The sequence below is a fragment of the Amycolatopsis coloradensis genome, from assembly GCF_001953865.1.
Lineage (GTDB): Bacteria > Actinomycetota > Actinomycetes > Mycobacteriales > Pseudonocardiaceae > Amycolatopsis > Amycolatopsis coloradensis.
On the sequence record NZ_MQUQ01000015.1, the window covers coordinates 657,399 to 677,018 of the forward strand.

19 protein-coding genes and 1 tRNA gene are annotated in these 19,620 nt (G+C 67.9%); 5 read left to right on the plus strand and 15 right to left on the minus strand.

Annotated features, from left to right (window positions below):
* Positions 1-5: 5 nt before the first annotated feature.
* The 8 genes from BS329_RS28755 to BS329_RS28790 form a co-directional block, all read right to left on the minus strand.
* Positions 6-1,280, minus strand: a complete 1,275-nt coding sequence (locus tag BS329_RS28755; RefSeq protein ID WP_076164329.1) for a DUF4910 domain-containing protein — start codon at positions 1,278-1,280, stop codon at positions 6-8.
* On the minus strand, positions 1,280-2,302 hold the full coding sequence (locus tag BS329_RS28760; RefSeq protein ID WP_076164330.1) for an NAD-dependent epimerase/dehydratase family protein: 1,023 nt from the start codon (positions 2,300-2,302) through the stop codon (positions 1,280-1,282). Before BS329_RS28760 ends, BS329_RS28755 begins: the two co-directional genes overlap by 1 nt.
* Positions 2,303-2,307: 5 nt before the next feature.
* Positions 2,308-2,961, minus strand: a complete 654-nt coding sequence (locus BS329_RS28765; protein ID WP_076164515.1) for a PIG-L deacetylase family protein — start codon at positions 2,959-2,961, stop codon at positions 2,308-2,310.
* Entirely contained in the window at positions 2,958-3,755 is a 798-nt protein-coding gene (locus BS329_RS28770; protein ID WP_076164331.1) for a sugar phosphate nucleotidyltransferase, read from the minus strand. Before BS329_RS28770 ends, BS329_RS28765 begins: the two co-directional genes overlap by 4 nt.
* On the minus strand, positions 3,752-4,987 hold the full coding sequence (locus tag BS329_RS28775; RefSeq protein WP_076164332.1) for a class I SAM-dependent methyltransferase: 1,236 nt from the start codon (positions 4,985-4,987) through the stop codon (positions 3,752-3,754). The genes BS329_RS28770 and BS329_RS28775 overlap by 4 nt, the downstream gene beginning before the upstream one ends.
* Before the next feature lie 280 nt (positions 4,988-5,267).
* A complete protein-coding gene (locus tag BS329_RS28780) occupies positions 5,268-7,142 on the minus strand; it encodes a S8 family serine peptidase (RefSeq protein ID WP_244197322.1) in 1,875 nt (624 codons plus the stop codon).
* Between the two features lie 240 nt (positions 7,143-7,382).
* Positions 7,383-8,570 (minus strand): BtrH N-terminal domain-containing protein, encoded by a 1,188-nt coding sequence (locus tag BS329_RS28785; protein WP_076164334.1) that lies wholly within the window; start codon positions 8,568-8,570, stop codon positions 7,383-7,385.
* A 52-nt stretch (positions 8,571-8,622) separates the two neighbouring features.
* Entirely contained in the window at positions 8,623-9,591 is a 969-nt protein-coding gene (locus BS329_RS28790) for a YncE family protein (protein WP_076164335.1), read from the minus strand.
* A gap of 145 nt (positions 9,592-9,736) precedes the next feature.
* On the opposite strand from BS329_RS28790, the gene htpX reads away from it, so the two are divergent.
* The 3 genes from htpX (at position 9,737) to BS329_RS28805 (ending at position 13,407) form a co-directional block, all read left to right on the plus strand.
* Entirely contained in the window at positions 9,737-10,603 is an 867-nt protein-coding gene (htpX, locus tag BS329_RS28795) for a zinc metalloprotease HtpX (protein WP_076164336.1), read from the plus strand.
* Positions 10,604-11,016: 413 nt separating this feature from the next.
* A complete protein-coding gene (locus BS329_RS28800; protein WP_076164337.1) occupies positions 11,017-12,087 on the plus strand; it encodes an LLM class flavin-dependent oxidoreductase in 1,071 nt (356 codons plus the stop codon).
* A gap of 3 nt (positions 12,088-12,090) precedes the next feature.
* Positions 12,091-13,407 carry an NtaA/DmoA family FMN-dependent monooxygenase gene (locus BS329_RS28805; protein ID WP_076164338.1) on the plus strand — a complete coding sequence of 439 codons (1,317 nt, stop codon included), beginning with the start codon at positions 12,091-12,093 and terminating at the stop codon, positions 13,405-13,407.
* Here BS329_RS28805 and rfbA read toward each other — a convergent pair.
* A complete protein-coding gene (gene rfbA, locus BS329_RS28810) occupies positions 13,397-14,278 on the minus strand; it encodes a glucose-1-phosphate thymidylyltransferase RfbA (protein ID WP_076164339.1) in 882 nt (293 codons plus the stop codon). The two genes, BS329_RS28805 and rfbA, sit on opposite strands and share 11 nt — an antisense overlap.
* A gap of 53 nt (positions 14,279-14,331) precedes the next feature.
* Positions 14,332-15,480: a sialidase family protein gene (locus BS329_RS28815; protein WP_076164340.1), complete on the minus strand. Its 1,149-nt coding sequence runs from the start codon at positions 15,478-15,480 to the stop codon at positions 14,332-14,334.
* Positions 15,481-15,661: 181 nt separating this feature from the next.
* On the opposite strand from BS329_RS28815, the gene BS329_RS28820 reads away from it, so the two are divergent.
* On the plus strand, positions 15,662-16,348 hold the full coding sequence (locus BS329_RS28820) for a hypothetical protein (protein WP_076164341.1): 687 nt from the start codon (positions 15,662-15,664) through the stop codon (positions 16,346-16,348).
* A gap of 52 nt (positions 16,349-16,400) precedes the next feature.
* On the opposite strand, the gene BS329_RS28825 is transcribed toward BS329_RS28820, so the two are convergent.
* Complete coding sequence (locus BS329_RS28825) at positions 16,401-16,892, minus strand: YajQ family cyclic di-GMP-binding protein (protein ID WP_005152002.1); 492 nt, start codon at positions 16,890-16,892, stop codon at positions 16,401-16,403.
* A gap of 119 nt (positions 16,893-17,011) precedes the next feature.
* On the opposite strand from BS329_RS28825, the gene BS329_RS28830 reads away from it, so the two are divergent.
* Positions 17,012-17,093 (plus strand) — tRNA-Tyr (locus tag BS329_RS28830).
* A gap of 58 nt (positions 17,094-17,151) precedes the next feature.
* Here the strand turns inward: BS329_RS28830 and BS329_RS28835 are convergent.
* The 4 genes from BS329_RS28835 to BS329_RS28850 all read right to left on the minus strand — a co-directional run bounded on the left by BS329_RS28835 (position 17,152) and on the right by BS329_RS28850 (position 19,611).
* A complete protein-coding gene (locus BS329_RS28835; protein WP_076164342.1) occupies positions 17,152-18,147 on the minus strand; it encodes a hypothetical protein in 996 nt (331 codons plus the stop codon).
* Between the two features lie 10 nt (positions 18,148-18,157).
* Positions 18,158-18,484 carry a hypothetical protein gene (locus BS329_RS28840; RefSeq protein WP_076164343.1) on the minus strand — a complete coding sequence of 109 codons (327 nt, stop codon included), beginning with the start codon at positions 18,482-18,484 and terminating at the stop codon, positions 18,158-18,160.
* Positions 18,485-18,597: 113 nt separating this feature from the next.
* Complete coding sequence (locus BS329_RS28845; RefSeq protein WP_076164517.1) at positions 18,598-18,969, minus strand: hypothetical protein; 372 nt, start codon at positions 18,967-18,969, stop codon at positions 18,598-18,600.
* A gap of 72 nt (positions 18,970-19,041) precedes the next feature.
* Complete coding sequence (locus BS329_RS28850) at positions 19,042-19,611, minus strand: dihydrofolate reductase family protein (protein WP_076164344.1); 570 nt, start codon at positions 19,609-19,611, stop codon at positions 19,042-19,044.
* Between the last annotated feature and the right edge of the window lie 9 nt (positions 19,612-19,620).

Genomic DNA, 19,620 nt, shown 5'->3' on the forward strand with positions numbered 1-19,620 from the left:
GGCCTCTAATCCTTGAGCAATCCGGCGTCGTGCAGCGCCCGAGTGGCGGCGACGACGGAGTCGAACGGCAGCCCGGACCGCTCGGCGACGTCGAGCAGGCTGTGCTCGCCGTCCGAGAGGTTGAGCACCCAGAGCATGGCCATCTGGGCTTGTTTGGCGTCGCTCCTCCCGCCGAGCGAGTCGTACAGCCCGCGCTTGCCGAGCTGCGGCTCGCCGTAGGGACTGAGGTTGACGTAGCTGCGGTTGCGGTCGAGGACGGCGTGCACGTCCCGCAGGGTCTGGAGGGTCTCCTCCATGGCCGCCGTGGAGACGAAATCGAGGTTGTCGGCGGAGGTGTGGTACTCGGGATAGCCCGCGTACGGCGTCCTCGTCAGCGATCCGACCCCGAGGTTGAAGCCGGGCGAGCAGAACTGCCGCTCGTCGTACCCGTACGGCGAGAAGTCCACGATCTTGTGCTCGCGTTCGGCGAGGACGTACTCGAGGACACGGTCGATCTCGGCGTCGCCCCGGCGGCTTCGCTTGTAGGTCAGCGATCCCGGGTCACCGGCGCACGCCAGGACGAGCCCGGCCTTGATCCGGCCGACGCGCTCGTTGTTGCGCGCGAGCCAGGTGATGGCGCCGATCGTCCCCGGCATGAACAGGAAACGGTAGGTGTAGTGGGGATTTTCGAGCTTCTGCGCGAACGCGGCGGCGATCGCGATCCCGGCGACGTTGTCGTTCGCCAGCGAGGGATGACAGGTGTGGCAGGAGATGATCACCTCGTCGGTGACCTCACCCGGCACGACGTGTTCGGCGTAGGTGAGGTGCCCGTCGGCGAGAGTGGAGTCGATGTGCACCTCGTACTCGCCGTCCGGCATCGCGTCGAGGGTGTCCTGTGCCAGGCAGAAACCCCACGTCGGCGAGTAGTAGCTGGTCCGGTACGGCACCCAGGACGGCTGATCCGGCAAAGTGTGCAGGTGTTCGCGCAGTTCGGCGAGGGGCATCTTCCTCGACACCGGAACGCTGTAGCCGACGACGTGCAGGTTCGATTCGCCGAAGTCGACCACGCGCCGTCCGGAGGCGTCCTTGATGTAGGCGTCGCGGATGTTCCACTCCCGCGGCACCGTCCAGTCGAGCACCTGGGTGCCGGTGGGGACCTCGTGGATCTCCAGTGGGATGTGCTCGCCGACGATCTCCAGCGTGCGGCGGACGCCGTCGCCGGTGATGCTGCGGCACAGCGGATACAGGCGCTCGACCAGCTTCTCGAGGTCGGCGCCCGTCTCCAGGTCCCGGTGTGTCATCAGCGACGCCGCAAGGTGTCGTCGAGTTCGCCGGCGGCGGTGCGGTCCTGCAACCGCGCCAGCCGGGTGAACAGGCGCTGGAAGCCGTGCTCGGTGAGGCCGTGGGTCCGGTAGGCCTGGATCAGTTCGAGCGCGCCGTCCTTGACCGACCAGTCGCACTCGAAGCCGGGGATCGCCGCGCGGAACCGGGAGAAGTCGACCCGGTAGGAGCGCGGGTCCGCGCCCGCCTCGCCGGTGATCCGCAGCGTCGAGCCGGGAACGGCCTCGACGACCTCTTCGGCGATCTCGGCGACGGTCACGTTGTTGCGTTCGGTGCCGATGTTGAACGCCTTGCCGTGAATGGCTTCCCTCGGTGCTTCCAGCGCCGCGGTGAAGGCCCGCGCGATGTCCTTGGCGTGCACCAGCGGCCGCCACGGCGTGCCGTCGGAGAGCACCAGCACCTCACCGGAGAGGTGGGCGTGCGCGGTCAGGTTGTTGAGCACGATGTCGCCCCGCAGCCGTGGCGAGAAGCCGAACGCGGTCGCGTTGCGCAGGTACACCGGGCTGAAGTCGTCGTCCGCGAGCTCCTGGACGTCGTCCTCCACCCGCACCTTCGACTCGGCGTACGGCGTCACCGGGCGCAGCGGCGCGTCCTCGTCGACCAGGCCGTCGCCGCCCGAGGCGCCGTAGACCGAGCACGTCGAAGCGTAGAGGTACCGCTTGACCCCGGCGTCCTTCGCCAGCTTGGCGAGCTTGACCGAAGCGTGGTGATTGATGTCGTAGGTCAGGTCCGGCGCCAGCGAACCGAGCGGGTCGTTGGACAGCGCGCCGAGGTGGATCACGGCGTCCACTCCGGACACGTGCTCGGCCGTGACGTCACGAAGGTCGACCTCGTAGCCCTCGGGGTCTTCGGGACGGGGGCCCAGCACGCAGGTGTCGTAGAGACCGGAGTCGAGGCCGATCACCTCGTGGCCGGCGGCGGCCAGCACCGGGGCCATCACCGTGCCCAGGTAACCCTTGTGCCCGGTCAGCAGCACACGCATGGCTTTCAGCCTTTCGAGGAGAGGTCGAGCGTGAGTTTCTTGAGGTCGAAGGCCTCCGCATAGCGCTGCCCGCATTCGATACCGCGAATGCGGGCGAGGCCGAGGAAGGCTTCCCGGTCGTACCAAGGACGGTGTCGCTGCGAGGCGTAATGCTCCTGCAACAGGCGGACCTTCTCCTCGGCCCGTTCGGCCGAAAGCGGGACGTACGCGCATGCCTTGCCGAGGTCACCGTCCCATTTGGCGATCTCGTACTCCAGCTGGAGATGGGTGCGGAACACCGTCGGCACCAGCGTCGCCAGCCCGCGGTGGTCCTGATGCGCGTCGGCCGTGCGCGGCGAGAGGACGAGGTCCGGGTCGGTGCGGCGGCGCAGTTCCTCCAGCCCGTTCTTGGCCTCTTCCCAGTGCGCGGGGAACCGGCCGTCGGGCAGTTTGAGCACGGTGACCTCGACGTCGGCGCCCCGGCAGAAGGCCGCGAGCGCGGCACGCTCCTCGGCCTCCCGTTCGGTGCCGCCGCCGGACAGGACGAGCACGTCGACCCGGACACCCGGATTTTGGTCGCAAAGGGTCAACAAACTGCCGCCCGCCCCGATGGCGATGTCGTCACAATGCGCGCCGAGCGCGACGATCCGCTCGATCCCGCCGGTACCGAGAGCGATCACGCCATGCTCGCCGTCGCGGGTTCGCGTTCCCACCGCGCCCACGGGCGGTCACCGTGCGCGTAGGCGTCGTCCAGCTGGACGCGTTCCTTGACGGTGTCGGTCGGCTTCCAGAACCCGCGGTACGGGTACGCGAGCAGCTTGCCCCGTTTCGCGAGTTCGCCGCAGCCGTCGGCCACCAGGTCGCCGCCCTCGGGGATGTGGTCGAAGACCTCCTGGCGCAGCACGAAGTATCCGCCGTTCTCCCACAGCGGCATCTCGCTGACCGGGGTCAGCGCGCCGATCCGGCCGTCCTCGCCCATTTCGACGCAGTGGAACGACGACTGCGGCGGCACGACCATCATCGACGCGCCGGCGTCGGAGGCCGAGAACCGCTCGATCATCTCCGGCAGCGGGGCGTCGGTGAGGACGTCGGCGTAGTTGGCGAGGAACATCTCGTCGCCTTCGAGGAACGGGCGCACCCGGCGAAGCCGCTCGCCGATGGCCGATTCGAGACCGGTCTGCACGAACGAGATCGACCAGTCCGCGATGTCCGTCGACAGCAGTTCCGCCTTGCCGTTGCGCAAGACGAAATCGTTGGAGGCGGTCTCCTGGTAATTGAGGAAGAATTCCTTGATGTGGTGCGCGCCGTAACCGAGGCAGAGAATGAACTCGGTGTGACCGAAATGCGCGTAATAGCGCATCACGTGCCAGATCAGGGGTCTCGGGCCGACCATGGCCATCGGCTTCGGCACGTCGGACGCGTCACCGTTGCGCATCCGCATGCCGTAGCCGCCACAGAAGAGGACTACCTTCACGACTTCACCTCGACGATTTCCAGGTGCGGGATGGGGAAGACCAGTTTTCCGCCCCAATCGCCGACAAAGGACAATTGGGCGGTCAGTTCCTCCCGGAGATTCCACGGGAGGACGAGCACGTAGTCGGGCCGGTCCGCCTCGATGCGCTCCGGCGGGAGGATGGGGATTCGGGTGCCGGGGGTGAACCGGCCGTGCTTGTACGGATTGCGATCGACGGTGTACCGCAGTACGTCCGGCCGGATGCCGCAGTGGTTCAGCAGCGTGTTGCCCTTGCCGGGAGCGCCGTAGCCGACGACGGTCTTGCCTTCGAGCGCCGCGTCGGTGAGGAACTTGTTCAGGTCGAGCCGGACCTTGGTGACCCGCTCGGAGAATTCGGTGTAGCCGGACATTTCGTGCAGTCCGGCCGCCTTTTCGGCGTCGAGGATCCGCGTCATCCGCTCACTCGGCTCACCCGCGACGGCGTCCGGACGTGCCCACAGCCGGATGGAACCACCGTGGGTGGGCAGGAGTTCGACGTCCACAACGGACAATCCGCCCCGCGAAAGGGCCCGGCGCGCGGATTCGACCGTGTAGTACTGGAAATGCTCGTGGTAGATCGTGTCGTACTGGTTGTCCTGGATCAGCGTCAGCAGATGCTGGACCTCGATGCTGACCCAGCCGTCATCGGCGACGAGGGCGCGGAGCCCGTGGGTGAAGCCGATGATGTCCGGAATGTGCGCGTAAACGTTGTTCGCCACGACGAGGTCGGCGGGGCCGTGCTCCTCGCGGACTTCGCTTCCGCTCTCGGGACTGAGGAAGGCGGTCTTCGTCGGCACCCCGGCGTCACGCGCGGCTTGGCCCACGTTCACCGAAGGTTCCACGCCGAGACAGCGGATCTGCTGTGCCACAACGTGTTTGAGCAGGTAGCCGTCGTTGCTGGCGACCTCGACGACGAACGAGGAATCATCCAGCCCAAGCCGCTCGACAGCGCCGTCGACGAACGTCTTGGCGTGTTCGACCCAGGAGGCGGAATACGACGAGAAGTACGCGTACTCGGTGAACGTCTCTTCCGGGGTGATCAGGGGCGGGATCTGGGCGAGCCAACATTCGGTGCAGACCCGCAGGTGCAGAGGGTAGGTCGGCTCCGGTTCCCCGAGCTGCTCCGCGGTCAGGAATCGCTCGCACGGCGGCGTCGCCCCGAGGTCGACGACACTGGCGAGATGGGCCGAGCCGCAGAGTCGGCAGGTGGTCATCGAAAGGCTCCTAGGCTCGCGTCACGTATCCCAGACGTCGGCACCCCGGGTCGCCTCGTTACATGCCTTTCAAAGCTCTCGTGCTTCTGTCTCCCAACCGAAACCTGCCGTCTCGGCCATCTGCGCGGCGGTCTCCGCCATCCGGGCGCGGGTAAGGGGCCCCCGGAGCGCGGCGCTCGAGGTCGAAGTACGTGAAGGCCCCCTTCCCTCGGCTCAGCCGGGAAGGGGGCCTTCACGCGCAAAGCTCCGGACGCCACCGCCAGTGGCGCCCCTCACACCGTCAGGAAACCACCAACGCGTAGTCCGCATCGGTCGCCGAGGTCTCCGGGTGCCCGTCGGCGTTCACCTGTGTCGCCAGGACCTCCACCGTCCAGGTACCCGCGGCCGGCTTCTCGAGGATGACGTTCTCCACCGTGTCGACGGTGTTCGGCGACCCGCCGGCGGTCGAGAAGTTGCCCGCCTTCAACCCGTTGTTGCCGTAGTACACGGTCCCGTCCGGCGCGGTGACCTTCAGCGTCAGGTCGTTGACCCTGGTGACCGACGCGCTCGGCGAGCCCGCCGGGTCGGTGTAGGCCAGCGTCGCCTTGAACTGCTTGGACCCGTTCACCGCGACTGTGTACTTCTTGGCCTGCCCGGTGCCCAGCAGATCCGTCTCGTTGACCACCACCGGCAGTTTCCACCCGTTCGCCTTGGCCTGTTCGTGCAGGTACCGCACGTTCGCGGTGCCCCAGCCCTGGTGCGTCCGGGTCAGGTCGTGCGAGGTGCCGGTGAACGCGAACTGGTCGGCGCCGTTGATCAGCAGTGCCTTCGCGGTCGCGGCGTGCGGGCGGCTGGTGAAGACGTCGCGGCCCTTGCCGGGGGCGCCGTCGAAGACGCCGTCGGCCCACATCTGGAACAGCAGGCCGGCGTTTCCGCAGGTGATCGGGGTGGCGCCGCTCGTGCCGCCGAACGACGTGGTGTACGAGGTGTCGTGGGCGGACGACGTCGTGTCGATCCGGTCGTAGTAGTTCGACAGTTCCGGTTTGATCCGCCCGTCGGCGGCCGGGCCGATGCTGGCGCCGCCGTTCCACTTGTCGTCGGTGCGGCCGAGGGTGTTGTAGTGGTACTGCCCGCCGACCGACAGCACGTTCTTCGACCAGGCCTGCGGCCGTGACCGCTGGCTCCCCGCGTTGCTCTGCGACTGGCAGATCAGCAGGTCATGGTCGAAGACGATGCGGTCGAGCTCGGCCGAAACCGAGTTGTACGCCGTCGTCAGCCCGCTGCCCCAGCTGTTGCTCTGGAACACCGCGCGGTACTTGCCGGCCGGGTCGACCAGTTCCTTGGTGTGGGCGTAGCGGTCCGGTTTGCTGTAGGTGGCGAAGATGCCCTGGCCTTCGGGCAGCAGGCCGCGTTGCGGCGCGCTCACGCCGGAGGCGAAGATCTGGCCGTACGTCGAAGTGCCGTGGCTGGTGTCTGTCGAGTTCGAGCCGTGCAGCACGGTCGGCCGGGCCTTGAACTCCTGGTGAGTGGTGCGCAGCCCACCGTCCATCACCTCACCGCGCACGCCCTGGCCGCGGTAGCCGCCGACACTCTCGATGTAGTTCGCGCCGCTGTTTTCCCGCGCGTTCGCCATGTCGGTCCCGGGGGCGGTGATCGCGCCGACGGCGAGCACCTCGGCACCCTGGGCCACGGCGGCGACCTGGCCGGCGCCGAGCTTCGCGACGATGTGCTGCCCGCTCTGCGAGACCGCCTCGATGCCGCCGCCGAGCCGCAGGATCCGCTCGGCGACCAAGCGCTGGTCCCGCGCGTCGGATTCGACCAGCGTCACCAGATGGCTGCCGGTCGAGGCCGGTGAGATCTCCACCTTGTCGTCCGGCCGGTATTCGCCGAGCCAGCGGACGAAATTCGCTTTCGTGACCGATTCCCTGTTCTCCGGCTTCAGCCGGACCACGTAGGCGAAGTCGGGAATGTAGGTCCCGATTCGCACGCCGAGTGCGCGCAAGTGCCCGCGCTGTACATCGGTCAGCGCACCCCGGACCTGAAGCAGGTAGGCGCCCTTCCAGTCCTGACTCGTGGCCGTCCGCTGGCTGAGTGGATCGAAGGTCCTGCTGGCCAGGCGGATGAACTGGGGGTCGCCTTCGGCAGGGGCGGCGACGGCGACCCCGCTCGTCAGCATAAGGGCGCCGACCAGGGGCGCGAGAAGGCGGAGAGACTTCGACCGTGGCATGAAATACCTCCGGGGATCTCTGCAGGGGAGAGGTCTTTCGAAGGTACCGGCCGAAAAGCGTGATGATCAGCCGCTAAACGGACCAGCCGTTTCCGGTGTTGCGGGAAATGGGGCATAAACGGTTGAAAACCTTTTTCAGCGGGCGGTGGGGGCCGCCGTCGGGCGGTGTGCTTCGCGATCAGACCGGGTTCACTCCATCAGGGCTTCGGAGAGTTCGCGGATCGCGGTGCTCTCGGCGGTGTGGATGTCCCGGATCAGCGTGCCTATCGCGGCGAACAGGTCACCGACCTCGACGTCGGTGAACGGCATCTCGTCGTTGTAGTGCGCGCGGAGTTTCCACATCTCCCCGGCCGCCGCGGCGGCCGTGTCCTGCCCCGCGTCGCCCTCGCGGACGCCCGCCGAAACCGTGCTGACCAGGCCGCGAACCCAGGCGAACTCCGCGTTCGAAGCCGGAACGGCGGTCTCGGCCAGTTCGGCCCAGCGTTCGGCGATCCCGCGCCAGGTCGAGGCCTGGTCACCCAGGGCGGGGAGATCGAGCAGTCCGGAGGCCTCGGTGAGCGCGTCGGCGAACAGCCCGCGCAGATGCCCGCCCTCCATCCCGGCCGGGGTGACGCTCTCCCACACGTTGAGCAACGCCCCGACGAGCCCGCGCCGCTCGCCGAACGCGCGTGGCCAGCCCTTGGGGTCGCGTTCGTCGGTCATCGCCTTCGCCCAGCGCCCCCAGGCGGGCAGTGAGAACGACTTCGACGGCGCCGAGAGATTCCGCGCGCAGTCCGTCAGCCCGCCGCGCACGGCCGCCCGCCAGTCGGCGACCTCGCCGGGCTGAGGCGTCACGAGCAGGTTCTTGTACGAGCCGACCCGGCCGCGCGCGGCGTCGAACGTCTTCCGGTCGACCGTCAGCGGGGCGAGATTCCGGTCGTCGACGAGCACCTGGCCGTCCACTTCGCCGTACGCGACGACGAAATGCCCGCCACCACCGGACATCTCCGGCGGCAGATGCCAGTAACCGAGCGACTCGCGGTCGGGGAGGACGAGCACCGGCCGCCCCGCTTCGAGGTCGGCGGTGAGCCGTTTCGCGGCGGCGCGTTTGCCGCCGGTGGTGTGGACGTCCGTCCGCAGGCCAAGACGGTCCACTGTGGACTTCAACCATTCCTGCGGGTACTGCCAGCGCGCACGGAAGCCGAACACGATCGTCGACATCGTCTCGTGCGCGAAGTCCCACAGGATGTAGCCCGCCCCGATCCCGCCGGACACGGCGAAGATCAACGCCTCACTGGGCGCCTTCCCGTCCGGCCCTTCGACACCGTGGTGTGCCAGTACGGCGGCCACCGCCGACACGTCCGGTTGCAGCCCGCCGCGCAATTCGTACTCGCTCACCCCGCCATCATGCCCGCGGACGGCGGTAGGGGCGAGTGTCGTCAGGTCCGGCTCAGAAATCCTTGATCAAGGAAACCCTGCCACGCAAGGGATCCGTCACGTACACCGTTTTGGCGCGCTGGTCGACCGCGACCGCGCCAGGGTTCACCCCGAGTGACAGGTCGCCGGTGAGCAGGTTCGTCACGCCGTCGATCCGGGCGATGCCGTTGGGACCTCCGTTGGAGTACACGGTGTTCGTGCCCTGGTGGATCGCGACGGCCGACGATTCCGAGCGCAGCAGCACCGTCGCCTTCTCCTCGCGCGCGCTCGTGTCCACAACGGACAGATGGTGGATCGCCGAATTCGCGACGAACACCGTGCCGGTCCCCTGGTGCACGCTGGCCCCGGTCGGTGACTGGCCGACCTTGACGCCGCCGGTGAACTTCTCCGCGCCGATGTCGAAGATCTCCAGCGAGTCCGTGCTGGTGCTGGTGCAGTGCGCGAGTTTGCGGCCACCGTCCACCGCGATCGAGGACAGGCCGGAGGTGGGCCCCGGGTGCAGTTTCAGCAGGCGGCAGCCCACGCCGTCGAGGACGGCGAGTATCCCGGTGAGGTCGCTGACCGCGTAGATGCGGTTCGCCTGCTCGTCGACGTCGACACTGGACGCCCCCGGCCCGGCGGGGATCACACTGACGACGTCGTTGGTCAGCCCGTCGACGACGAGGACGGTCCCGGCGGGCGGGTTGGTGACGAAGACCCGGTTGGTCACGGTGTCCACCGCCAGTCCGGCGGGTTCGCCGCCCACAGGGATGACCGCGCCGACGGTGCCGGACCGCGAGTCGAGCACGACGATCGTGCCGGTGGACGGGTCCGAGACGTAGGCGAAGCCGGTGACGGAATTCACCGCGATCGCCTCCGGAGCGCCCCCGACCTCGACAACAAGGACCTTCTCGGCTCTGGCCGCCGGGGCGAAGGCGACCGCGGAAGCGCCTGCCGCGGCCAGCGTGAGCAGGGCTCGGCGGCTCACTTCGGGTCCTCGCACAGGCGCCTCCCGATGATCGTTCCGTGGCTCGACGATAATCCTCGGTCCGTCCGGGCGAAGGAACTCAGCGTCCCCCGATCGCGTTGTTTCCGATGAGTAACCTCCCCTCGTCCGAACGCCCGGAGAAAGAAAGGAGCAGGACGCCGTGCACAAACACCAAAACGGGCTGAAGACCGTCGTCCTGCTCGGCGTGCTGTCCGCGCTCATCGTCGGGATCAGTGGGTTCTTCGGGCGTGGTGCGCTGGTCATCGGGCTGCTGGTGGCGCTCGGGGTCAACGCCTACGCCTATTTCAACTCCGGCAAGCTGGCGCTGCGGGCCATGCGCGCCCGGCCGGTCTCCGAGGCCGAGCAGCCGGCGATGTACCGGATCGTGCGGGAGCTGGCGACCACCGCGCGTCAGCCGGTGCCGAGGCTCTACATCAGCCCCACCCAGGCCCCGAACGCGTTCGCCACCGGCCGCAGCCCCCGGCACGCGGCGGTCTGCTGCACCACCGGCATCCTCGGCCTGCTCGACGAACGCGAACTGCGGGCCGTGCTGGGGCACGAGCTGTCCCATGTCTACAACCGCGACATCCTCATTTCCTGTGTCGCGGGTGCGCTGGCGAGCGTGGTCAGCGTGATCGCCAACATCGCGATGTTCACCAGCGTCTTCGGCGGCGGCAACCGCGAGGAGGGCGACAGCCCCCTGGTCGCGTTGCTGCTGGTGCTGATCGGGCCGATCGCGGCCGCCGTCGTGAAGCTCGGGGTGAGCCGGTCGCGGGAGTACCAGGCCGACGCGTCGGGCGCGGAACTGACCGGCGACCCGCTCGGGCTGGCGTCGGCGCTGCGGAAACTCGACAGGGGGACGCGCGCGACGCCGCTCGTGCCGGAGCCGAAGCTCGTGTCGCAGTCGCACCTCATGATCGCGAACCCGTTCCGCCCGGGCGAGGGCCTCTCGAAGCTCTTCTCGACCCACCCGCCCATGGCCGAACGCATCCGCCGCCTCGAGGAAATGGCCCGCCGCCCCTTCTGACCCCCGCCGTTTCGCGTTTAGCCCCCTAAACGTGACGTGCCCTCGGGGTCGCGTTTAGCGGGCTAATCGTGACGCGCCTCGGGATCGCGATTAGGGGGCTAAACGCAGGTCGCCTCCGGAGCGCAGTTAGCGGGCTAATCGTGACGCGTCCTCGGGATCACGATTAGGGGGCTAAACGCAGGTCGGCCTCCGGAGCGCAGTTAGCGGGCTAAACGCGATCCGGCTCCGACCCCTACGCGGGCGACGCGAGGCCGATGTCCCCAATGCGGCATTGGAGGCGCTCAACGCCTTAAAGTGACCTTGGGCGCGCCCTGCCGCCCCGTACACGCGCGGATCGCGTTTAGCCCGCTAAACGCGCGCGTCTCACCTCGTGGGAGAGGGAATCGAGGGATGGGCGGGGGAGTTCCCCGGGCATGGGTTCCGCACAGCAGTTGCACCTCGGGGTCGCGCTCGACGGGGCAGGCCACCACCCGGCCGCCTGGAGGGTTTCCGAGGTCCGCCCGGCCGCCTTGTTCACCGCCGCCCACTACCTAACGCACGCGAAGCTCGCCGAAGCGGCTTCGCTCGACTTCGTCACCCTCGACGACACCCTCACACTCCAGCCAGGCGGTGAAGAGGTCGTCCGGGGCAGGCTCGACGCGCTGTTGACGTTCGCCGCGATAGCCCCGCTGACCAGCGGGATCGGTCTCGTCCCCACCGTCACCACCACGCACACCGAGCCGTTCCACATCTCGACGGCCGTCGCTTCACTCGACTTCGCGAGCCGCGGCCGTGCCGGTGTCCTCGCGGTGCCTTCGCGCACCGAAGCCGAGGTCGCGCACTTCGGCAGGCGCACCCTGCCGTCCGAGGCGGACGCCGAAGCGGAGAACGCCGAGGTCGTCGACGTCATCGCGCGCCTCTGGGACAGCTGGGAGGACGGCGCCATCATCCGCGACGAGGCCACCGGCCGCTTCATCGACCGCAAGAGATTGCACTACGTCGACTTCGAAGGCCGCTTCTTCAGCGTCAAGGGGCCGTCGATCACGCCGCGCCCGCCGCAGGGCCACCCCGTCGTCGCGGTGTACGGCGATTCGCCGTACGCGCACGGCGCCGACGTCGTCCTGGTCGACGAGGTCCGCGGCGCCCGCGAGCGCTTCCCGGACGCCAAGCTCCTGGCCGGACTGTCCATCGTGCTCGCCGAGACCGAGCAGGCGGCCATCGCCCGCCGCCACGCGCTGGAGGCCTACGCACCCTTTCCGCCGGGCTTGAGTTTCACCGGCACCCCCGCCGACCTCGCCGCTGAACTGCCCCGCCTCGCCGACGCGGGCTACCTCGACGGCTTCCACATCAGGCCCGCCGTCCTCCCCGACGACCTGGCGCTCTTCGCCGCCGAGACCGTCCCCGCGCTCCAGGCCGCGGGACTGTTCCGGCAGAACTACCCCGGCACCACCCTGCGCGACCACCTCGGCCTCGGGGCCGCCGCCAACCAGTACGCGGAGGCGTGACAGATGCCCAAGCAGGTCAAACTCGCCGCACACTTCCCCGGCGTCAACAACACGACCGTGTGGAGCGACCCGCGTTCGGGTAGCCAAATCGACTTTTCCTCCTTCGAACACCTCGCGCGCACGGCCGAGCGGGGCAAATTCGACTTCCTGTTCCTCGCCGAAGGCCTGCGCCTGCGCGAGCACGCGGGCGAGATCCTCGACTCCGACGTCGTCGGGCGGCCGAACACCACCACCGTGCTGGCCGCGCTCTCCGCGGTCACCACCCGCCTCGGCCTCGCGGGAACGCTGTCCTCGACCTTCAACGAGCCGTACGAGGTCGCTCGCCAGGTCGCGAGCATCGATCACCTCTCCGGCGGTCGCGCCGCGTGGAACGTCGTCACCTCACCGGACGCCTGGACGGGACAGAACTTCCGGCGGGGCGGCTTCCTCGACCGCGAAGACCGCTACCGTCGCGCCGAGGAATTCCTCGCCACCGTGCGCGAACTCTGGGACAGCTGGGCGCCCGACGCGCTGGTGGGGGACAAGGAGAGCGGCGTCTTCGCGCACGGCATCGACCGCTTCGTCCACAGTGGACCGCAGTTCGACATCCGCGGCGAGTTCACCGTCCCGAGGACGCCGCAGGGCCAGCCGATCGTCATCCAGGCAGGGGATTCCGACGAGGGAAGGGAATTCGCCGCCAAGACCGCCGACGTCATCTTCAGCCGCCACGGTTCGCTGGAGAGCGGCAAGGAGTTCTTCGCCGACGTCAAGCGACGGCTGCCCGCCCACGGCCGCGAGCCCGGCGAGCTGCTGATCATGCCCGCCGCGACGTTCGTCCTCGGCGACACGGAGGAGGACGCGCACGAGTACGCCCGCGAGATCCGCTACCAGCAGGTGCGCCCGGTGACCGCGATCCAGTTCCTCGAACAGGTCTGGAGCCGCGACCTCTCCGCCTACGACGCCGACGGCCCGCTGCCCGAGGTCGACCCGGACCCCGACGCCGAACCGCTCACCTGGGGCCGCGTCCGGCACGAGAAGGATCCACTGGCTGTGGCCGCGAAATGGCGGGCGATCGCGGAGGAGAAGAAGCTCTCGATCCGCGAACTGGTCATCGAGGTGACCGCACGCCAGCAATTCGTCGGCACCGCCCGTCAGGTCGCCGAATCGATCGACGAGTACGTCCAGAGCGACGCCGCCGACGGCTTCGTGCTGGTGCCGCACCTGACCCCTGGCGGACTGGAAGCGTTCGTCGACGACGTCGTCCCGTATCTCCAGGAGCGGGGTGTCTTCCGGACCGGCTACACCGGCGACACCCTGCGGGAGCACCTGTTCAGCCAGTAGCGCCTTGCGTGCGCGCGACGTTCATGAGGTATTCACCGTAGCCGGACTTCGCGAGCTTCGCGCCGAGCGCGAAGCACTCGTCCGCGTCGATGAAGTTCATCCGCAGCGCGACCTCCTCGAGACAGGCGATCCGGACGCCCGTCCGGTGTTCGAGAACCTGCACGAACTGGCCCGCTTCCAGCAGCGAGTCGTGCGTGCCGGTGTCGAGCCAGGCGAACCCGCGACCCAGGTCGACCAGGGTCGCACGGTCCTGTCGCAGGTAGGCGAGGTTGATGTCGGTGATCTCGAGCTCGCCTCGCGGGGAGGGCTTGAGGTCTCGGGCGATCTCGAGGACCTGGTTGTCGTAGAAGTACAGGCCGGTGATGGCCTTGTTCGACTTCGGCTTCTCGGGCTTCTCCTCGATGGAGAGGAGTTTGCCGTCGGCGTCGATCTCGCCGACGCCATAGCGCTGCGGATCCTTCACCGGGTAGCCGAACAGCACACAGCCGTCGAGCGCGGTGGCGGCGGCTCGCAGCCTGCTGGAGAAACCCTGGCCGTAGAAAATGTTGTCACCGAGCACGAGCGCCACTTCGTCGTCGCCGACGAAGTCCGCGCCGATGACGAACGCCTCGGCCAGCCCGTTGGGCGCGGCCTGCTCGGCGTAGCTGAAGCTGAGCCCGAACTGGCTGCCGTCACCGAGGAGCTTGCGGAAGTTCGGCAGGTCGGCGGGGGTCGAGATGATCAGGATCTCGCGGATCCCGGCGAACATCAGCACCGAGATCGGGTAGTAGATCATCGGTTTGTCGTAGACCGGCAACAGCTGTTTCGAGATGGCCTGGGTGATGGGATGCAGCCGCGTCCCGCTGCCCCCCGCCAGCACGATGCCCTTCATCCAGCGCCCCCGCTTCGTAATCGTCCGACCTGCGACTCACCCTACCGGGTGGATCAGAACGCCGGACCCTTCGCGAAATAGGCCTTGCAGCCGAGGTTGTGCTCGGTGGAGATCTGCAACACGTTCTTGCCGCCGTCGACCGGCAGCAGCGTCGAGCTGTAGTTGGGGCAGAAGTTGTCGTGGATGCCGACGACATGGACCGGCGCGGACAGTTCGTACCAGTGCCCGGCGCCGAAGTTGTCGTTGGCGAGCAGGACCTTGCCGTTCTTTTCCTGCGGGACGCCGGCGGCGTCGGTGTAGATCTGCCCGACCATCACCAGCCGCACCCCGTTCGGGCCGCCGGGGAACAGCGTGACCGTCTGGGCGTGCTGGAAGTAGTTGCCGCTAACGGTGTTGACGCGGGTCCCGGGGTCGAGCGGGTCGCCCCAGTTGGCGCCGTCGGAGGAGATCTTGAAGTAGGGGTCGCAGTAGCGGTTGCCGTAGTTGCAGATCTCGTACGCCAGGTAGTACCGGCCGTCGGGGAGGCGCCGGATGATCGGCATCCCCGGCCGGACCCGATGGGGCGGGATGGCCATCGTGCGCTGCTTGGTGCCCCAGTGCACCCCGTCGGTGGACGCGACCCGGTTCATCACTTGCGCGAACTGCGGCGCCTCGGTCTCGTCGGCGTAGTGCAGCCACAGTGTGCCGCCCGCGTCGATGACGAACTCCGGCTCCCAGACGCCGTCGTGGTTGTGCGAGCGCGCGGCCTCGGACAGGAAGGCCCAGTTGCGGCCCGCGTCGCGGCTGTGCCAGATCTTGATGCCGATCCGCCGCTGCGGCCCGGCGTCCTGACGGTAACTCGCTGCCCACAGCAGAGTGCCCGCGCGCAGCCTGCCGACCCGCTGCGGCAGCTCGTACAGCGTTCCGCAGCACATGCCGGTGCGGCCGTCGCGGTCGCGGACCTCGCCGATCTTGTGAAAGCTCTGGCCCTCGTCGGTGCTTTCCATGATCGGGGTGAACTTGCCGCTCGCGTCTTCGCTGGTCAGCGACGCGAGGATACGGTCACGGCCGATGGCGGAATGCTCCAGGCGGATGAGCCGCGCGTACGAGCCGTAGCCGGGAACGAGCTGCTGCCGTTCGGCGGCCTGCGCCGAAGTGGGCAGCGACGCGATCACGGTGAGTGACAGCGCGAGGGCGAGTACGGTGCTGAGTCGGCGCTTCATCGTGACCTTCCTCGAACGCGACCGCCGGATTACATCACGCACATTTGTCCATTTCGGACTCCCGTGAAGGCGGCGCGGCAGAAACCCACGCATGGGTGACCCGAATCGCTCGGGCGGGTGGCGCGGTAACGCTGGGCGATCGCCCGGTGAAGATTCCTTGGGGGCTCGACTAGGGGGATACGTGATCAGGCGTTTGTGCGCGGCCTTGAGTGCCGTGCTGCTGACCGCAGGTCTGGTGGCCTGCTCGCCGCCGAACACGGGCCGCGTCGTCCCGCGGGCCGGGTCCGAAAGCCTGCGTGATTCCTCCGGTGTGCCCATCCCGCCGCCGCCGACGTCCACGACCACCCCGCCGCCCGGCCCCCAGCCCCCGGAGAAGCACTCGGGCAAGGGAAGCGCGACGGTCACCATGGCCTGGCCGATGCGCCTGGGCTTCGTGACCTTCGACTGTCCCAAGTGCTCCGGGCACGTCGCGGTCAACACCGAGAACGAGCTGATCGTCAACGACAGCGGCCCGTACAAGGGCACACAGTGGATCAACGACATGCCCGGCTACCGGGCGAAGACGTTCACGATCAAGGCGAACGCCGCCTGGACGCTGACCATCACCGACGAAAGCGGCCTGCCCGTGCTGGAGCAGGGCAAGTCCCTCTCGGGTAAGAGCGAGGCTGTGTTCTCCGTGCCCGGCACCGTCTCGTCGGTCGCCGTCACCACCAAGAACAGCGGCCGGACCGCGGTGTGGGTGCACAGCGACGAGTTCTCGGATCTCCCCGTGAACCAGCTAGGTGACTACAAGGGCGACGTTCCCGTGCCCGGCCCCGCGTTCGTGTCGATCGAAGGCGACGGGACCTGGACGGTCACCGCGTCGTAGGGATGACGAAGGCCACCTTCGGTGCTCCCGAAGATGGCCCTCTTCGCTGAGATCACCGGTAGTTCGTGAACTGCAGCGCGATCTCGAAGTCCTTGCCCTTGAGCAAGGCGATCACGTCCTGCAACTGGTCCTTCTTCTTGCCGGACACCCGCAGCTGGTCACCCTGGATCTGCGCCTGGACCCCCTTCGGGCCCTCGTCGCGGATGAACTTGGCGATCTGCTTCGCCTTGTCCGACGCGATCCCCTGCAGGATCTTGCCGCCCACCTTGTAAATCTTGCCGGACAACGCCGGCTCGTCCGCCTCGAAGGCCTTCAGGGAGATGCCGCGCTTGATCAGCTTCTCCTTGAACACCTCGACCGCCGCCAGCGCCCGCTCCTCGGTCTCCGACTCGATCGCGATCGCCTCCTCGCCGGACCAGTCGATCTTGGTCCCGGTACCCCGGAAGTCGAACCGTGTACCGAGTTCCTTGCTGGCCTGGTTCAGGGCGTTGTCCACCTCCTGGCGATCGACCTTGCTCACCACGTCGAAAGAGGGATCCGCCACGTGTTCTCACACCTCGTACTCGCTTGTCAGGAGCTTCCACCCTAGCCCTGTGCAACCCGGTTGACGGGCCCGCCACGGCCTTGGGTATTCTTTCATCTCGACCGGGCTTGCCCGGCCACGGCGAGTTGCCCGAGCGGCCAAAGGGATCTGACTGTAAATCAGACGGCTACGCCTTCGGGGGTTCGAATCCCTCACTCGCCACACCAGAGCGGCCCCGTGACCAGGTCACGGGGCCGCTCTTGTTCGCGCCCTGAATGGCTCAAGTCCCGACGGGCGGACCGGGCGGCCGGTGTTCCTTCTTCTTCTCGACAGGCATCTCCGGCGCGGGGGTTTTGCCCGCCTTCTCGGCGAGTTCCGGGGTCAGGTTCGAGTTGGCCAGCGAGAGCAGCTGTGCCAGCGTGAGACCGGTCTTCCCTTCCCAGCTGGGGATGTGGTCCTTCCAGTCCAGGTCCGCGGCGTTGCGGGCGTCGATGTGGGCGAACAACCTGTCCATCCGCCCGTTCAACGCCTTCACCGCGCCGCGGTAGTTCTCCATCACCTTGTTCAATTGCTGCTGGAACGCCCACATCACGTCGGTGACCCCGCTGCTGATGCCGACGTCGATGTGCGTCGAGTCCCCGCCTTGCGTCTGCGTGGGCGCTCCGGAAGTCAGGCCACTCGTTCCCCACAGCAACCTGACCACGTCGAGGCCGAGTTTCCCGTTGGGAATCTGGCCGATCGCGAGTTCGGCGACCTTGCCGCAGAAGAGCATGGCCGCTCGCATGTCGGTGCCTTCGTCGAGCCGGTCCAGCGCCGAGTCCAGCGACATCCCCAGCTGGTGCAGGTCGTTCTTGCGGGCGGCCTGGACCGCGAACGCCGCGTCCAGCAGCCCGGACGCCTCGGGCAGATAACCCTCGGCGTCGTCGATGTTCTCGGATCCGCCCGCGAAGTACCCCAGGTGACTTTGCACCATGTCGAGATACTTGGTGTACTCCCGCGACGCCTCCCCGGACCAGTGGGTGACGAGCCGGTTGCCGATGCCTTTCAGGATGTTCCTGGACTCCTCGAACGCCTCCTTCTTCCGGAGGATGTCGCCCGCCGCCCCCGAAAACGCCCCGAGATCGCCGTCCACGGCGAACTTCAGCCAGTCTCGCAGTGGCTGAAGCAGGAAGAGGGTGTCGTCCGAGGCGCCTGGCGTCGCGGGCCACTCACTACGGGCCTTCTCGCACAGGCTCTTGTACATCGCCGTGAAGGCCTCTGGGCTGAAGTCGGTCATTCGAAGTCCCCTACTTCCCGACGATCTCTCGTTCGATCCGCTCGTACATCTCGGCGATGGTCTTGAGGCGTGACGCCGCCACGTCGAGCGAATCGCTGATGCCCACCCCGCCCGTGATCAGCAGCGCGATCAGCTTGTTCCGGTTGCGGCCCAGTTCAGCGGCCTCGCCGACCTCGGACCCGAACGCTTCGACGGGCGAGGTGTAGAGGTCACGCATCGACGTCGACGCCGTCCGTACCAGGTTCTCGGCGCTGGGCATCCCGGTGCCGCCCTTGTCGTCCGTGGCCATGGCTTTCAAGTCGTCGATCTCGACGCTGAAGCCTTTGGGCTGTGGCATTTGACCCCTCCATGTCACTTAGGCCGGTCGACTTGCAGACGTCCGAAGACGCTCATCGGTTTCCTGGACCACTCGGTCGGACAAGTATCGATCGCGTCTGCAAACGCGGGCGTTCACCGGCCGGGATCCGGCCTCGGTGGCCATGCCGGATGCCTGTGCGGTTCGGCCAGGTCTTCGAGGTAGGTGAACCCACTGAAGTCGTCGTCCGCCGGTGGCGGTTTCCGCGCGCGCCGGGGTTCGGCCGGTGCGGGCGCGGGTTCGGCCGCCGCGGCGACCTCTGCCAAGAGCGGCCACAACTTTTCCTGGGCCTTCGGGGTAAAGAGTGCCTGCGCGAGCGGATGCGGGCACGTTCCGGCGGCGACTTCCTCCCAGCTGAACTTGCCGTCCAGCACACAGTCCGCCGCCCGGGTCAGCCGCGGCGGCGCATCGGGCCGGGCGGCAGCGCGGCGATACACCTCGGCCGTGAACTTCGACGCGTCGACCATGACCGCCACCTCCGTCGGTCTCCGGCCGCTACGCCGGAGTACGACGACCCTACCGAGCGGTCGGTGAGCACGTCATTCCGACGAGGGCCGGTAGCGCAGCAGCACGATCCCCGAGGTGAACGCCCGTTCCTCCACCAGCCGGAGCTTCGGAACGCCGGTCGCTCCCTCGAACAGCCGACGCCCTTCCCCGACCACGACGGGATAGACGAACAGCCGGTACTCGTCGACCAGCCCCTCGGCGATGAGCGCCCGCACCAGCGAGATGCTGCCGGTCGTCACGATGTCCTTGCCCTCGGAGGCCTTCAGCCTCTCGATCTCCGAACGCAGGCCACCGGAGAGCACCGTCGTGTTCCCCCACCCCGGCTCCGTCAGCCTGCTGGAGACCACGTACTTGCTCACAGAGTTCAAATAGTCCGAGATACCTGTCGTGTCGCCGGTCTGATTCGGCCAGTAGCCGCGCATGTCTTCGAAGGTGACGCGTCCGAGGAGGAACGCGTCGGCGTTTTCACGTTGTTCGTGGAGCGTGGCCAGGACATCGGTCAGGTCGACGTCCGGACCGCTGTCGCCAGGGCTGAACCAGTCGCCCGCCAGTTCGATCACGCCGTCGATCGTGCTGTTCTCCGTCACGACCAGAGTCCGCATGAACAGACC